We start from the raw sequence: 15505 nt of genomic DNA, 5'->3' as shown, positions 1-15505 counted from the left end.
AGTAGTTACTTGTTTAGGGTATTAAAAATTGTATTAATAGCGCTGTGTTTATTTATTGCGTTTGTACTTGGTTCACAAAATCCACAATTGGTGCAAATCAACTATTTAATTGCCAGTAATACGTTGCCCTTAGCTGTTGTAATAAGTATCTGCTTTGTTTTAGGTGTCGCCATTGGTTGTTTTATAAGCTTTACACTGTTTTCGCAGTTAAAGTGGCAAAATTATCGCTTAAAGAAAAAGTTAGCGCCTGAAAAAAACAATAAAAAGCTTGTTGCTAATAAAGACACCTAATCATGATTGAGCTTCTGTTTTTACTTTTACCCGTTGCAGCCGGTTACGGTTGGATAATGGGTAAAAACAGTGCTAAAAACCAAGCTCATCAGCTTAATAGACAAATCACCTCTGAATATTCTAAAGGCCTTAAATTTCTCTTAGACAGAGAAGAAGATCAAGGCTTAGAACACCTTATTAATCTACTTGAAGTTGCTGCTGATTCAGTTGAACACTACTCAACACTTGCAACCATGTTCCGCCGCCGTGGCGAGCTTGACCGCGCAATTAAAATTCATGAGCTATTATTAAAACACCCAAGCCTTGATGAGCAACAAGCTGCTACTAGCCGACTTGAGCTTGCAGAAGATTATATTATGGCAGGCTTATTAGATGGTGCAGAAGAACACTTAGTTTGGCTTGTAAAGGCAGGAAACAAAGACGCGTTAGAGCCAATTATTAATCTTTATTCACAAACCCGTGAATGGGAAAAAGGCATCAATATGTACGAGGCGCACAGTGATTTGTTCACTAAGCCTCAGCATATAAAAGCCATTGCCAACTTTTACTGTGAAGCGGCCTTACAAGATAATGATACGCAAATTATGCGTAAAGCCATTAGCTTAAACCACAAAGCTATTCGCCCATTGTATGAGCTTGGCCACAGTGCATTTATTAAAGAAGACTACGTAAAAGCAATCTACTATTGGCGTGAGCTAATTTGCCAATTTACCTTTTTTGCCCCTGTATTTGTTGAACAGCTAGCTATAAGTTACGAAAAGCTTAATTTAACTCATCAATTTCATGAGCTACTCAACGAGTTGCTCGATAAGGGTGGGGTACTTATAAAAATAAAACACTGCCAAGCTTTACTAGAACAAGGTCATATTGATCAAGCAATCAAATTTTTAACGGATAGTTTAAAACGTCATCCAACTATCCGTGGCTTTAGCTTTTTATTACAGCTACTTGCCAAACAAAACAACGATATTAAAGATGTACTCGATCAAATTGATAAGCTAGTAACGTCTTATATCGCAACCAAACCTGATTTTCAGTGCCAGCACTGTGGCTTTACCAGTCATACCATTTATTGGGTATGTCCATCTTGTAAGCACTGGGAAACAATTGTTCCAAGCCGTGGCATAGACGGTTTTTAATTCATATTAGTCCATTAGTTTTTAGGAAAGTTATGTCTGTCGAAGATTCAAAAAAAGTATTAATTGCCCTTGATTATGATGATCAACAAACAGCTCTTGCGTTTGTAAAGCAATTATCACCTGATGCGTGTCGCCTTAAAGTAGGTAAAGAAATGTTCACGTATTTTGGTCCTAGCTTTGTTAAGGAACTAATCGACTTAGGGTTTGATGTATTCTTAGACCTAAAATTTCACGATATTCCAAACACAGTGGCTAAAGCTGTGACAGCGGCTGCAAAAATGGGTGTATGGATGGTTAACGTGCATGCCTCTGGTGGCGTTGAAATGATGACTAAAGCAAAACACGCTTTAGAACAGTTTGGTGATGATGCGCCATTACTGATTGCAGTAACTGTACTAACCAGTATGGATGCCGCAGAGCTTACTCGTTTAGGTGTAGATAAAACCCCAGAAGAGCAAGTAATTTACCTCGCAAAGCTTGCCAAAGAATCAGGCCTTGATGGGGTAGTGTGCTCAGCACAAGAAGCGAAAAAGCTAAAAGCAGAACTAGGCGCAGACTTTAAACTGGTTACCCCTGGTATTCGTCCTGCAGGCAGCGATGCAGGTGACCAAAAGCGCATCATGACACCAAAACAAGCCGTAGAAGATGGCAGTGACTATTTAGTTGTAGGCCGCCCAATCACTCAATCGGCAGACCCAGTTGCAACACTAAAAGAAATTAACGACTCACTAAAATAACTTTTGTTATTTTAAAATAGTTTTTAAAGAGCATTGTAGGCGTGATTTATATCGCGCTATATACAATGCTCTTTTTGTTTGTTGCAATTTCCGAAAAAATTATCTAGGTCATCTACAAACGAGAATTAGACAGGCGAATAAACTCGTTTATGGACAAAAGCGGCTTAGAGTTGGCATTCTTAAGCCATGCAGTTAGGATAAGTTGTGTTTGTGAAAAAAGGTTCACATGTGTCTACTGAGTCGATGTGATTCAAGAAATGATTCAGCCATACTTTCCTAAATAGAATATTTATAGGATACAATCACCTACTTCAAAGGTACTTCGATAGGCATCATCACTGCACCATTGTCTGGCTTATTTTTCTCTTCTACATGAATTGCAAGTGAAAGGTACATAATCGAATTTCGAGCGAGCTTCATCAACGTCATGAGCCTTGATTTAAATTCACTCTCTTTTATCAGCACAGAATGGCCTGAAAGTTTTTGTTGCTCATAAATTTTTGACTGTGCTTGACGCAAACCTTCATCAAGTAATTGTTTTTTGGTTTCTAGTTCGGCTTTAAGAATTATATTATGAGCCTTTTTCGCCGAAGCAATTTCACCATACAGCTCTTGAAGTTGTTCTTCAAAGTCATCTATATCACCATAAAGCTTTTCAAGCTGTGATTGCTTAAAAGCTTTATCTGATTGAGTTAGGGTATATCCAAAATCATCAACAATCTTTAAGGAACGATGCTCTATAGCATTTCTAATTTCAGAAAACGCCTTTGCATCAGGATCAAGCCAGCGACTGACAGAAGTCGAGTCTTTCACATCTCGAATGTCTTTCAGGATATAGAATAAGGCATGGATAAAGCAGTTCTGACTATCTTTAAGCTTACTGTGTGGTTTCCAGCCCTTACTGCCTTTCAGCTCACTAAAGATACTATCAAAGCTGATTTTATGATCATACTTGATATCATTCAGATCAAAAAAGCGATTGATAAAGTAAGCAATTTTATCAAATAGCGAGTAAAGCGTTCTGAACGCACTTTTATAATGACTAGCTTTTAGATTGGTTATGGAGTGTGACATATCATCAACGTGAGGATATGTTTTGTTGAATAAATGTGTATGGTCACTAGGTATGTTTCTAGCCGAAAAATACAAATAACGCGCATAGCAATAATCGTTCTTTAATTCATCAAAGTTCCCATGATACATAAGCTCTTCATGCATCGATAAAGCGAAGTTTATTTGTTGAGAAAAGGAGGGGAGAGTCATAATGTCTTGATAGACAATTTCAGATACGCAAACGTCATTTAAATCATTGATAAAAAGCTTGTTATCTCCACACCATTTTAAGTATTCCCCCTGCTTTCTTGTCTCAACTTCCTCTTCAAATGATTCAAAATAGTCAAAATCTTCTGGTTTAAAAGTATCTTCAAACCATGCTTTAAAATTCATAAAGTTGCTGTTTTCTGAATAAGCAATTCTTTGCTCTGGATGGAGCTGTTCAAGACTTTCAAGGCCTAAATTTATGAGTAGGTATGCAGTAAAGTAGTGGTAGTCCCTATGACTAGGATCGTAAACATTACTCGCAAGAAAAAGCTCATTGTTTGCTTTAGATATTATCGACACAGGATTTTGTATGCAATTAAAGGCATTATCCCATAATGGAATACAGCAGAAGGCACGACCTTGAGAACTTAGATAATTACCTAAATTGGTTTCAATGCAGCTTTGGAGAAAAAGTTCTTCATCAGTTGGAAAGTTAATTTGTCGTATGACGAATAGAGCTTTTCTGAAAAATATAACGGATTTACTTAGTTCATCAGAAAACCAATCTAGTTTATGGTAGCTAAAAATTGCTGCTGAACAATTACCCAATATATAATAAAAACGAGCTTCATCAATGAGACTTTCAAATTTATAATCAACGCCTAACAACGATTCTAAGAACGTTTTAATCTTTTCATGATCATTAGCTATCAAAAACTCATCAGCCTTCATTGACAGCTCATCAAGAGTCCTTGAATTCATCGGATTTTCTGACATAGCGCGCGCCGTTAAATTAATTTTACAACATACTAACGCATTGAGAATTTGTATTCACTTTATATCCATAAGCCACATATGCTAATGGTTTAAACTAGCTAAAACTGTGATGCATCACTATGTCAGTAGCTTAAGAATTCCGCAGTATATGCTATTCCAATCATGCTGAATCGTTACTGACATTACGAAAAAGTAAGTCAAGTGACGATTTGGCTAAGCTAGTTCTCAATCGGTTGCAACTCACTTTGGGGCAAAGGCGAGTTATATTTGTAACTCGTCGATGGACAAAAGCGCGTTAGAGTATTTATTCAGTAACGCCCTGTTAATGGGCGGTGCCCGAATGGCAGCATTACTACAACTGGCAACGGGCACATGGTTCATTCAAGGGAAAAACGCCAATGGATATTGTCTGTGAACGACTTGAACAGACTCCTTTTTGGGAAGAGGTTCACGAGGATTATGTAACTGAGAATGAGCGCATTAACTATCAAATTATCAACGTGACCTGCAACTGAGAAAAGTGAAAAGATGTCTATGAATCACACAAATTAAGATATATTTAAGTCAAATTCGCCATATAATGACTTAGAGAATCCATCAATTCCAGGATAAAGTGTTTCACTTGTAATGTTCATTAGCTTTAATTCTTTACGTATTTCATTATGTAAACTCTTAGGAATCCTAACTTTCAATAATGCACATTCATCTTGCAGTACATCAAGTACATCAACATAACTATCTATTACCCTGCTTTTTGGTAACTCTTTTTGAAAACGATTTACTGTTAGTGACAAGTTGTATTCAAATGATTGTCTCCCTTCAAAAGGTACGGCAAACAATCCTTGTTGTCTGGATAATCTTTCATGGATATTGAAAGGCTCAACTAGCATTACTAAAGGGCTTAAGGTTTGTTCTTTAAGTGCATCATTGCAATACTCCCTAGTTCCGAATTTATTCTCATCATCCAGCCCTCTCAATTCTTCTGTTTCTAGTCCTTTCTGTTTAACCAAATCTTTATTAAGACAGTAGACGGAAGACTCTTTAAATGATTGGTCTATTGAAAAAAATAGTGAAACATAATAAGAGTATGAAAAATCTAATAACCTAGTAGGGCCACCATGATGTTGAATTAAAGATAACCACTCCAAGATATTTTCTTTTTCTGGAAGTTTATCCAAATAATGGACGGCTCTTCGTTGAAACTTATCTATGATATTTTGCTCTACTTGAGGAATACGTCTAATATCGGTAGTATTGATTTTAGCCCCTCTTTCAAGGGTAGTTTGTAAAGACCAGTCACTATCAGCCTGTCCTCTAAAGACCCACCCTTCAATAATTTTAAATAATTCTATACAGTCGCTCCAAGAGTCTACGGTGTACTCACAGAATATATTTTCACTATGTTGATTCATCTACTCTTCTTTTTCTTTATTATTTCTAAAACGCTACAGTATAGGGGAACACTGATGCCTAACGCCTATGGGCGCTAAATGCTTGGCTAAAATTAGCGACGAAGGAGTGCAAGCCAAGCGTTTTGCGTCCTTTTGAGTAACTTGTTATAGCGCAGATTTAACACCCAAGCATATAGCCCACATAAATAAAAAGTAAGGAACAAAATAACCTGAAAGTGTAGGTTGTTTAAAGAATAAATCGACTATGCAACGAATGATAATTATACGATCTGAAAAAGTTTCAACGGGCAAAGTGTCAATTTTCTGTTTTCCTGAGTCCTCTTTATATACATGTTGAAAGGATACGAAACCACTTTGCTTTTTTGACAATTTTACCCAGTGTCGGTCATCAAAAGTAGACAAGGAGTAATCGTCCCCTAGACCAAACCTTTTAACAAGGTGATTGTAATAAATGGGTGAACAACTATCGCTGCTAGTTAAATCAGATATTAGTGGCTCTCTCCATGAGCTTTTATTTTGAAGCCAATATCTAAAGCAGAACCAAATTAAAAGTCCCCAAACAAAATATGCTAATATTTCTGGCTGTTGAAATTCAACATTTATAATCTGAAGTCTAACGATATCATTAATTAACGCCCCATCCGCCAAAAAATAAATAATAATACTAACGGAAAGTACCGTTAAATTTCTTCTTTCTGCATTGCTATCTTGTAATGCCATTCTGGATAGGCGCTCCCTGCGCTATAACAATTTTACAGTGCGCGCGTCGTGTACCTTTCTGCCGATGTCACGCTCAAGTATTAGTAAATATATTTTTAACAAATAACGTAATGTATTGCCAACTATAATTGTTTATTGACGCTGAAGAGATTCAGAAAAAAGAAAGTGCGCTCGTCGCTCATTTTCTTGAATAAGGGAGCATAAGAACTGAGCTGTATCTTCACACAGTCATTTGTATTGGTGATGACATAAAAGTTAGTGGAATATCAGATTAATGGAATAGAGCCAATAGCATTAGAAAACTGATAGCTCAAAGCCAACCTATAGAGTTATTACGTTAACTCATTTTGGGGCAGAAATGAGTTAATCCGGAAAGGCTGCTTATGGAACAATACCGACTTTCACTTCTAAATGAAAAATTCTCAAAATAGCGTTAGAAAATTTACGGCACCCGTACGTTAAAACTATAAAACTACTAAGAATAAAAAAAGAGTAAAGCTTTCACCTTACTCTTTAAATAATTCACTATCTTGTTATCTCGCAACTTACTTCAATCTTATCGACGTCGCTTCAATGTCAATCAAACCTTGCTTAAACAAACCACCTATGGCTTTTTTGTAGTTTGCTTTACTGGTCGAAAACGTCTTTCTAATTGCTTCTGGGTCAGATTTGTCACCTAGGTGAAGTACACCGCCTTCGGCTTTTAATTTGTCTAGGATTTTTTCGCCTAAGTCGTTTACTTTGCCCATGCCTGGCTTTTCAAGTAGTACGTCGATTTTGCCATCTTCACGTACTTTTTGAATAAAGCCTTTTAAGCGCTGACCAACAAATAGCTTTTTAAATACGGTGTTGTAATAAACCACACCAATGTGGGCTTCGTTTACAAGTACTTTGTAGCCAAGGTCTGTTTTACCGGCAACGATTAAATCAACTTCTTCCATCGTTGCGTAAGTTGGTTCTTCTTTCGATAAAAACTTATTAAAGTTGCTTGATGCACAAATACGTTGGCTGGCGTTATCTAGGTACAAACGTACAAGATACGAAAAGCCGTCTTTCATTTTTGGCTTTTGTTCGTTGTATGGTGCTAGTACGTCTTTTTCGAGGCCCCAATCCATAAACGCACCGGTGCTATTAATCGCTTTAACACGTAGTAGGGCAAATTCGCCTACCTCAGCCAATGGTTTTTTTGTGGTGCCTGTTGGGTGACCTGCGTGATCTAAGTAAATGAATACTTGCACGCTGTCGCCAGCTTCTAGTTCGTAATCAATTTCTTTGCTTGGTAAGAATACTTCGCCTAAATCACGGCCATCTAAATAAGCACCTTCGTTAGATATTTCGTTAACGAAAAGGGTTTGTGTGGTTCCTAAAATACTCATTATTATTCCTGTTCTGGCTTTTTCTTACGGCGCATTGGAGCAAAACCATCTACATCAATTGGTGCTTGAATAGGGGCTTTAGGCTTCTTAGGGGCTGCTTTGCGTTTTGGTTTTGCAGGTTTAGCAGCCACTTTTTTCTCTGCTTTTTTCCAAACTGTGTTTGGTTTTTTCTCACGTAGACCTTTAAATTTACCAACAAGGCCGTCAACGGTGAAAAAGCTTAATTCATCATTTAAAAATGCTTTAATTGCTTTGTAGCTTGGCCAATCTTTCGGGCCCACTAACGAAATAGCAGTGCCTTTAAAGCCTGCGCGACCAGTACGACCAATACGGTGCACATACTCTTCAGCATGTTTTGGTAGGTCAAAGTTAATTACGTGGGTCACGCTTAATAAATCAAGACCACGTGATGCAACATCGGTAGTGATCAAAATTTTGAAGTTTTCACGGCTAAAGGCATCCATGATTTCAAGGCGTTTAGCCTGAGTTAAGTCACCCGCGAGTGCTTGTGCTTTAAAGCCTTTATCATTTAACAACTGACTCAAGCGTTGGGTGTCAGCTCGTGTTGCGGTGAAAATAATACACTGACCAACATTGTCTTGTTTTACAAAGTGCTCAAGTAGGGCTTCTTTATGATCTAAGTGATCAGCTAAATAAAGCTGCTGAGTAATGTCACTATGTTGCTCGTTAGAAGCACTTAATAAAATTTGTTTTGGTGAACGTAATAAGTTACGTGACAGGGCATCAACTTGTGCATGGTCAAGGGTTGCTGAAAACAATAACGTTTGGCGTAAACGGTGATCAGCAAGCTCGTTGATCATTTTAACTTGCTCGGTAAAGCCTAAATCTAAAATACGGTCAGCTTCATCAAAAATTAAAAGCTCTAAGCCTGAAAGCTGTAATGAGCGTTGACTTAAATGGTCAGCTAAACGCCCCGGAGTTGCCACCACAAAATGTGGGTCTTTACGAAGTGCTTTAATTTGGTCATTAAAGTTTTCACCACCGAGTACTTTTACAGCACTAATGTTTGTGCCAGCAATTAATAACCTTAATTGGCTGTATACTTGGGTTGCTAATTCGCGGGTAGGCGCAACGATTAAAACGCGAGGGTCGCGTTTACTGAGAGCTTTTTGTTTCATTACACGTTGTACAGCAGGTAATAAAAACGCCAGCGTTTTGCCCGATCCTGTTTTTGACTGTGCAAAAATATCATGGCCTGCGATAGCTGTTGGTACCGCGTGAGCTTGAATGTCAGTGGGCTGGGTGATGCCTTGATGCGCAAGTTGTTTTTCGAGGCGTGTATCAATCCCAAGTTCAGTAAAATGCAATGCGTAATCTCCGATGAGCAAAATTTGTAAATCCTGTTCATTATAACGCACTTGCCTCACTTGGAGACAGTAAAAACACAGCTATTTCGCATCAGTTTTTGCAATTATCGCTAATTCGCGTAAAATACTCGCCCTCAATGCGCCGGATTTGCGATTCGGTTAACGCCCCACATGGGCATTTAAGGCAAAAGGTAACACCATGACTGCTGTTCATAAAGACAATGTAACTAGCGAGCACTTTGTTGTTTGCGCACTTTACAAATTTGTAGCCCTTCCTAATTTTGAAGCGATTCGCCAACCACTACTTAAAGTAATGGAAGACAATGAAGTACGCGGTACTTTGTTACTTGCGGCCGAAGGTATTAACGGTACTGTTTCTGCTAAACGTGAAGGTATCGATAACCTACTTGCATGGTTAGATTCACAACCAAACCTAGACAACATTGTCACTAAAGAGTCATACGATGACGAATGCCCGTTCTACCGTACTAAGGTAAAGCTGAAAAAAGAAATCGTCACTATGGGTGTTGAAGGTATCGACCCGCGTGAAGTTGTGGGTACATACGTAAAACCAGCGGATTGGAATGCGTTAATTTCAGACCCTGAAGTGATTCTTATCGATACGCGAAATGATTACGAAATCGAGATCGGTACTTTTCAAAATGCGGTTGATCCAAACACCAAAACATTCCGTGAATTCCCTGCGTGGGCGAAAGAAAACCTAGACCCTGAAAAGCACAAAAAAGTGGCTATGTTCTGTACCGGTGGTATCCGCTGTGAAAAATCAACTGCGTATATGAAAGAGCAAGGTTTTGACGAAGTGTTCCACCTAGAAGGCGGTATTCTTAAGTACTTAGAAGAAGTACCAAAAGAAGAAACCATGTGGGAAGGTGAGTGTTTTGTTTTCGATAACCGTGTTGCGGTAAATCACGATTTACAAAAAGGTTCTTACGACCAATGTCACGCGTGTCGTATGCCAATCACTGAAGAAGAAAAGCAAAAGCCTGAATACATGGAAGGTGTTTCGTGCCATCACTGTCACGACAGCCTAACAGAAGAGCAACGTGCTCGTTTTGCTGAGCGCCAAAAGCAAATTGAATTAGCACAAGCGCGTGGCGAAGGTCACATTGGTAACGAAGCGCAAGAAGTACTTCGTAAGCGTAAAGAAGCGAAAAAAGCGCAAAAAGAAGCACAGCGCCAACAGTAATTTTTAGCTTTATGAATTGATAGAAACCCCAGCATTGTCTGGGGTTTTTTGCGTTTAATAATAGTGAAAACTTTAATGTTGTTCCTTAGTGGTGTACATTAGCGCCGCTTTTGAAAAATTTTATACAACCAACTAATTTTCAAATATTTTATACAGAGTTTTAATTCGCTGAATATAGCTTATTAGCTTGGCTAGTTATTTAAAAATGTTGGAACAAAAAGAGAAGGATATCTATGAAACTTAAGCTTACAACAGCGGCACTATGCCTAATGCCGTTACTGTCGCATGCCAATTCTAATAATGAATTCAGCTACTTTGGTTTGGCGCTACAAAATAATAATTACGATATTAATTTTATCCCTTCGATAGAGCAAGATTCCTTCGCACCACTAAATTACAGTGATGAGCAGTCAGGTAAAGGCTTTAGGGGTTTTTATGGTTATCAGTTTAACCAATTTTTTGCCGTTGAAGTGGGGCTCGGTTTACCTGGGGAGGCAAACTTTAATATTTATCGTGATACGGTCAATAATAAAAATGAACCGACCAAGGAAACTGTGTACGAAGGAGATTTTAAAACACTTTCCTTTGATACACGAATTATTGCCACTTACCCAATTACGGGGAGTTTTTTCCTAAGAGCACACGCTGGTGCGTACGTCTGGGACAATGATTTTAGCTACTTACAAGAATCAGCAGAATCTTATAGCGTGGTTGAAAAAAGTGATACCGGAGTATCCTTGTTAACGGGCTTTGGTGTTGGCTATGGTTTTAGTGATAACGTAGCGGTTACAATCGACTATGAAAAAACAGACATAGCCGATATCTCAACACAAACAATCGTGGCATCGCTTATGTTTAGGTTTTAACAGTTACCAAGGTAAACATCTAGTCGCTCGATTTATTTAAAAAGTGAGTAGCCATTGCCATACTACTCACTTCTCATTATTACTCTTTACTCAGTACCAGCGCTATATCAATTAGCTAATAATATTTTGCTTGCAGCCCTTGATTAATAAGCCTAACCAGTCTTTATAATGACATTAGCCGCACTGAACTGCTATTAATCGAACATATCTTCTTATTGATCACAAAGCTGTTACACTTCGTAACAATTAAAACGATTCTTATTTAGGTGAAATTTTGAAGCTTGGCAGATTTCAATCATGGACATTTTTAGCCTGTATTAGCTTTATAACAGTAGCGCATGCAGCAAATGTTGTCGTACAACCTGTTACATTAGAACAAACAAAACAGCAAATAAAAGCGGTTGGTAACGCTGAGGCAATTCATTCAGTAACACTTTATCCTGCTGTAGGGGATAGAGTCACCCATGTACATTTCAAACCAGGAGATAATGTCGAAAAAGGTGAATTGTTGCTCGAGTTAGATTCTCGCCGTCAAAAAGCAGCCCTTACCGAAGCTCGAATTACATTACAAGATACTGAGCGCACTATGAAGCGATTGGTTGAAAGTCATGCCAGAGGTGCCGTTCCACAAAGTGATCTAGATGATGCTAAAACCTTATTTGAACTGGCTAAAGTTAAGTTAACTCAGGCTGAAACTGAATTAGAAGACCGTCAAGTGCGTGCCCCATTTAGTGGCGTGATGGGCCTTACCGATGTTGAAGTAGGCGATAGGATCACCACCCAAACAGCTATTGCAACAATTGATGACACTACTGAGCTTTATATTAACTTTAATGCGCCAGAGGCCGCTGTTAATGTATTGCGTAACAAAGGCAGTGTGGAAGTGACTCCTTGGCTTAGCGAGAAAGCTTACGAGGCAAAAATTGCACAATTAGATTCGCGTATAAATGGACAAACGCGCACTTTAAGAACGAAAGCAAAACTTGATAACTCAGCCAAGCAGTTTATGCCGGGGATGAGCTTTCGAGTCCATATAAATATACTTGGTGAAGATTTCGCTGTAGTACCTGAAGCTGCCATGATGTGGGGCGCTGCTGGTCCTTATGTGTGGAAAAGCGCTGATAATAAAGCAACCCGTGTTGATGTCAAAATTGAACAGCGATTAGCAGGGCGTTTACTCGTGTCCGGTGGATTAAAACAAGGTGATTTACTCGTAACTGAAGGTGTTCAGCGTTTACGTCCTGGCCAAGAGTTAGTTCATATTAATGATATTAAACTGGCCAAGGAGCAATAATGAAACAGCAACCTATGATGGAAGATTTACCATCAATGGCAATACGTCGGCCAGTATTAATTGTGGTGCTGAATTTGTTGATCATCATTGCTGGTATTGCAGCGATAGCAGGTGTTGAAGTTCGTGAATTACCTGACGTGGATAGACCTCGAATTACTGTTTCAGCCTCATTTCCTGGTGGCTCACCCGAAACTGTAGATACCGAAGTAACCAGTAAGCTTGAAGGAGCTGTAGCAAGGGTAAGTGGCGTAAAGTCGATTCGCGCGCAAAGTGAAGAGAATAACGCTCGCATTGTGGTTGAGTTTCGACCTGGCATAAATTTAGACGATGCAGCAAATGAAACTCGAGAATCAGTCGCGCGTGTTCAGCGTGAACTACCTGATGAGGTTGAACGTGTATCTATAATAAAAGCCGATAACGATGCCGAAGCGGTTGTATCGTTAACGGTATCAAGCGAAAGCTTGTCACTTGAGGCGTTAACAGAGCGCGTTGATGTCGATTTAGCACCGCAGTTTTTAACTATTCCAGGGGTTGCTGATGTACGCTTAAACGGCGACCGCGAACGTGTATTACGTGTTCGAATAGACCCACTTAAACTGAGTAGCTTTAATCTAACTGTGCCTGATATTGCTAACGTGCTTCGCCAAGCGCCTTTTGACGTACCAGCGGGAAGTTTAAAGTCGAGCGATCAACAAGTGATTGTGCGTGCCGATGCAACATCTATTTCTGCTGAGCAAGTAGCCGATATTATTGTTCGTGATGATACTCGAATTGGTGATGTCGCTGCGGTGTATTTTGGCCCTGCAGATCCACGTTCATTCGTAAGACTCAATGGCACGCCTGTGATTGGTATGGAAATTATTCGCCAAGCACAGTCAAATACTATCGAAATATCTGATGAAGTTCTTAGCTTAATTGAAGGAATGCGCGAACGTTTTCCTGAAATGGAATTTACGCTTACCTCTGATGACGCACAGTTTATTAGAAGCTCCGTTGATGAGGTTATCAACTCTTTATTACTGACAGTGTTGCTGGTGGTGATTACGCTGTGGGTGTTTATTGGCTCATGGCGAGCAACCCTTGTTCCTGCCTTTGCAATACCTGTGGCATTAATTGGATCGCTCGCGCTTATTTGGGCACTTGGTTTTTCGATTAATATTTTAACTTTACTGGCGTTAGTGTTAGCAACAGGCCTAATTGTTGATGATGCGATTGTGGTGAGTGAAAACATACAGCGTCAGCGTGGTTTAGGGTTGGGCAGACGTGCAGCAGCGGTTATTGGCACCCGTGAAGTTTTTTTTGCAGTAGTGGCAACGACCGCAGTACTTGCAGCAGTATTTGTGCCTATCGCCTTTTTACCTTCAACAGCAGGGCGACTGTTTAGAGAATTTGGTGGGGTACTAGCCGGTGCAGTGATTATTTCCAGCTTTGTAGCCCTTTCATTAGTACCAGCATTGACCTCTAAGCTGAAATTAAAGCAAGGTGGTTTTCATCCTTTCGCTAAATTGGGACATGGTTTAGCAGCGATTTATAAACGCTCTATTCATGGTGTGCTTGAACATGCATGGTTAACATTTTTTGCGTGTTTATTGGTTGCAGTAGGCTCTGGTGCACTTTATTTCAATTTAGATAATGAGTTATTACCAACAGAGGATCGCGGCAAAATTCGGATTTTTGCCCGTGGCCCAGATGGTGTTGGCCTTAATTTTATGGATAGGCAAGCCGTGCAGATGGAAGATATTTTATTACCGTATGTTGAAAGCGGAGAAATTGAGTCAATTTACACTGTGGTTGGGCAGTGGGATCCTAACATCGTATTCATTACAGTACCGTTAAAGCATTGGGATGAACGTCATTTTAGTCAGCAAGAGATTATTGATAAAATTCGCGAACCATTAGGTAATATTCCAGGAGCTGCGGGTTATCCTGGTGGCTCAAATAGCTTGAACTTACGTGGTCAAGGTGGGGGAATCGAGCTTGCACTACTTGGCCAAGACTATTTAGAGATATTTAAAGCCGCACAAGACTTCTCTGCTGAAATTGAAAAAGCGATGCCAGCTGTTGCCCCTGTGCGTATTTCGTATCAGCCATCGCAGCCACAATTGCGGGTTAATATTGATAGGCGCCGCGCTGAAGAGCTAGGGGTATCGCTCAGTGATATATCAGTGACGCTTCGAGCGGCAATCAATGGTGATGATATCGCCGATTTAAACATTGGTGATCAATCAATCCCAATCATGCTGCAAGCTCAAAACCAAACAATAACGAACCCTGGCGATTTAGCTAATCTCTATGTTGGCACGCGCGATGGGGAGCTGGTGCCACTTAGCAGCGTCGCAACTATTACGGAAGAAGGGGTTGCTGCAGAGCTTGAGCGTCATGCACAGCGAAGAGCTATTGAGCTAAGCATGGAGTTACCTGAGGATGTGACAATCGCTGAGCTGGTAACTAAAATTCGTGAAATTTCTCAGCAAAGTTTACCAAGTGGTATTAGTCTCGCGTTTAAAGGTGAAGCCCTTACCTTTGAAGAAACCGCCAATGAAGTACTTGTAACCTACGTTTTAGCATTCTTAATTGTGTTACTGGTGTTGGCAGCCCAGTTTGAGAGCGTTAATAGTGCCATAGTGGTAATGATAACCGTACCGTTCGGTATTACATCGGCAATATTAGCCCTGTATTTAACGGGTACCTCATTGAACATTTACTCACAAATAGGCCTTGTGATGTTAATTGGTTTGATTGCTAAAAATGCGATATTATTGGTGGAGTTTGCTGACCAGTTACGGGATCAAGGCCGCTCTGTTAGAGTTGCAGTTGAAGAAGCCGCTTTGGTGCGTTTACGACCTATTGCCATGACATTGGTTTCAACTTTACTGGGTGCTTTACCGCTCATTCTTTCAACCGGGGCCGGAGCCGAAGCACGAAATGCAATAGGCTGGGTTGTATTTGGAGGTTTAGCCCTTGCTGTGTTATTTACGCTTTATTTAACCCCTGTTATTTACCTCGGTTTAGCGCGCTTTACTAAACCAAGAGGGGATGAGTCTAAACTACTTGCCGATGAGCTTGAAAAAGCTTAATTCATTAAAATCGGCTATTTT

Annotated in this window: 12 protein-coding genes; 7 read left to right on the top strand and 5 right to left on the bottom strand. The window is 39.7% G+C overall.

Translation table 11 applies throughout. The features are described from left to right. The first annotated feature begins 9 nt into the window (after positions 1-9). The 3 genes from L3V41_RS13415 to pyrF are packed head-to-tail and all read left to right on the top strand — an operon-like array spanning position 10 to position 2167. Positions 10-291, top strand: coding sequence for a LapA family protein (locus tag L3V41_RS13415; protein WP_062569028.1), 282 nt, complete (start codon positions 10-12; stop codon positions 289-291). A gap of 2 nt (positions 292-293) precedes the next feature. Then, entirely contained in the window at positions 294-1430 is a 1137-nt protein-coding gene (gene lapB / locus L3V41_RS13410; RefSeq protein ID WP_062569029.1) for a lipopolysaccharide assembly protein LapB, read from the top strand. Between the two features lie 32 nt (positions 1431-1462). Further along, positions 1463-2167, top strand: a complete 705-nt coding sequence (gene pyrF, locus L3V41_RS13405; RefSeq protein ID WP_193988776.1) for an orotidine-5'-phosphate decarboxylase — start codon at positions 1463-1465, stop codon at positions 2165-2167. Positions 2168-2473: 306 nt separating this feature from the next. On the opposite strand, the gene L3V41_RS13400 is transcribed toward pyrF, so the two are convergent. From L3V41_RS13400 to L3V41_RS13380, 5 genes are all read right to left on the bottom strand, one after another. Further along, positions 2474-4204: an LA2681 family HEPN domain-containing protein gene (locus tag L3V41_RS13400; protein ID WP_237127921.1), complete on the bottom strand. Its 1731-nt coding sequence runs from the start codon at positions 4202-4204 to the stop codon at positions 2474-2476. 548 nt (positions 4205-4752) lie between these two features. Then, positions 4753-5616, bottom strand: coding sequence for an FRG domain-containing protein (locus tag L3V41_RS13395; protein WP_237127920.1), 864 nt, complete (start codon positions 5614-5616; stop codon positions 4753-4755). Between the two features lie 144 nt (positions 5617-5760). Continuing rightward, complete coding sequence (locus L3V41_RS13390; protein WP_237127919.1) at positions 5761-6336, bottom strand: hypothetical protein; 576 nt, start codon at positions 6334-6336, stop codon at positions 5761-5763. A gap of 545 nt (positions 6337-6881) precedes the next feature. Next, on the bottom strand, positions 6882-7712 hold the full coding sequence (locus tag L3V41_RS13385; RefSeq protein ID WP_237127918.1) for a S1-like domain-containing RNA-binding protein: 831 nt from the start codon (positions 7710-7712) through the stop codon (positions 6882-6884). Between the two features lie 2 nt (positions 7713-7714). Further along, the gene (locus tag L3V41_RS13380) at positions 7715-9040 is read right to left on the bottom strand and encodes a DEAD/DEAH box helicase (protein WP_178927476.1); all 1326 of its coding nucleotides are present in this window, start codon (positions 9038-9040) and stop codon (positions 7715-7717) included. A gap of 199 nt (positions 9041-9239) precedes the next feature. Between L3V41_RS13380 and L3V41_RS13375 the strand changes: the two genes are divergently transcribed. From L3V41_RS13375 to L3V41_RS13360, 4 genes are all read left to right on the top strand, one after another. After that, the gene (locus L3V41_RS13375; protein ID WP_062569036.1) at positions 9240-10247 is read left to right on the top strand and encodes a rhodanese-related sulfurtransferase; all 1008 of its coding nucleotides are present in this window, start codon (positions 9240-9242) and stop codon (positions 10245-10247) included. A 233-nt stretch (positions 10248-10480) separates the two neighbouring features. Beyond that, positions 10481-11113, top strand: a complete 633-nt coding sequence (locus tag L3V41_RS13370) for an outer membrane beta-barrel protein (protein ID WP_062569037.1) — start codon at positions 10481-10483, stop codon at positions 11111-11113. Between the two features lie 316 nt (positions 11114-11429). Continuing rightward, positions 11430-12407, top strand: a complete 978-nt coding sequence (locus L3V41_RS13365; RefSeq protein ID WP_237127983.1) for an efflux RND transporter periplasmic adaptor subunit — start codon at positions 11430-11432, stop codon at positions 12405-12407. After that, positions 12407-15484, top strand: coding sequence for an efflux RND transporter permease subunit (locus L3V41_RS13360; RefSeq protein ID WP_237127917.1), 3078 nt, complete (start codon positions 12407-12409; stop codon positions 15482-15484). Before L3V41_RS13365 ends, L3V41_RS13360 begins: the two co-directional genes overlap by 1 nt. Positions 15485-15505 lie beyond the last annotated feature (21 nt).

It is taken from the genome of Pseudoalteromonas sp. L21, from assembly GCF_021728035.1.
Lineage (GTDB): Bacteria > Pseudomonadota > Gammaproteobacteria > Enterobacterales > Alteromonadaceae > Pseudoalteromonas > Pseudoalteromonas arabiensis.
The sequence above is the reverse complement of the archived record's forward strand: the minus strand, read 5'-3'. Positions and strand labels throughout refer to the sequence as shown.

Coding starts and splice junctions, on each gene's coding strand:
- L3V41_RS13395 (WP_237127920.1), bottom strand. CDS start 5,616: ATGAATCAACATAGTGAAAATATATTCTGTGAGTACACCGTAGACTCT.
- L3V41_RS13370 (WP_062569037.1), top strand. CDS start 10,481: ATGAAACTTAAGCTTACAACAGCGGCACTATGCCTAATGCCGTTACTG.
- L3V41_RS13390 (WP_237127919.1), bottom strand. CDS start 6,336: ATGGCATTACAAGATAGCAATGCAGAAAGAAGAAATTTAACGGTACTT.
- L3V41_RS13385 (WP_237127918.1), bottom strand. CDS start 7,712: ATGAGTATTTTAGGAACCACACAAACCCTTTTCGTTAACGAAATATCT.
- L3V41_RS13375 (WP_062569036.1), top strand. CDS start 9,240: ATGACTGCTGTTCATAAAGACAATGTAACTAGCGAGCACTTTGTTGTT.
- L3V41_RS13360 (WP_237127917.1), top strand. CDS start 12,407: ATGAAACAGCAACCTATGATGGAAGATTTACCATCAATGGCAATACGT.
- lapB (WP_062569029.1), top strand. CDS start 294: ATGATTGAGCTTCTGTTTTTACTTTTACCCGTTGCAGCCGGTTACGGT.
- L3V41_RS13400 (WP_237127921.1), bottom strand. CDS start 4,204: ATGTCAGAAAATCCGATGAATTCAAGGACTCTTGATGAGCTGTCAATG.
- pyrF (WP_193988776.1), top strand. CDS start 1,463: ATGTCTGTCGAAGATTCAAAAAAAGTATTAATTGCCCTTGATTATGAT.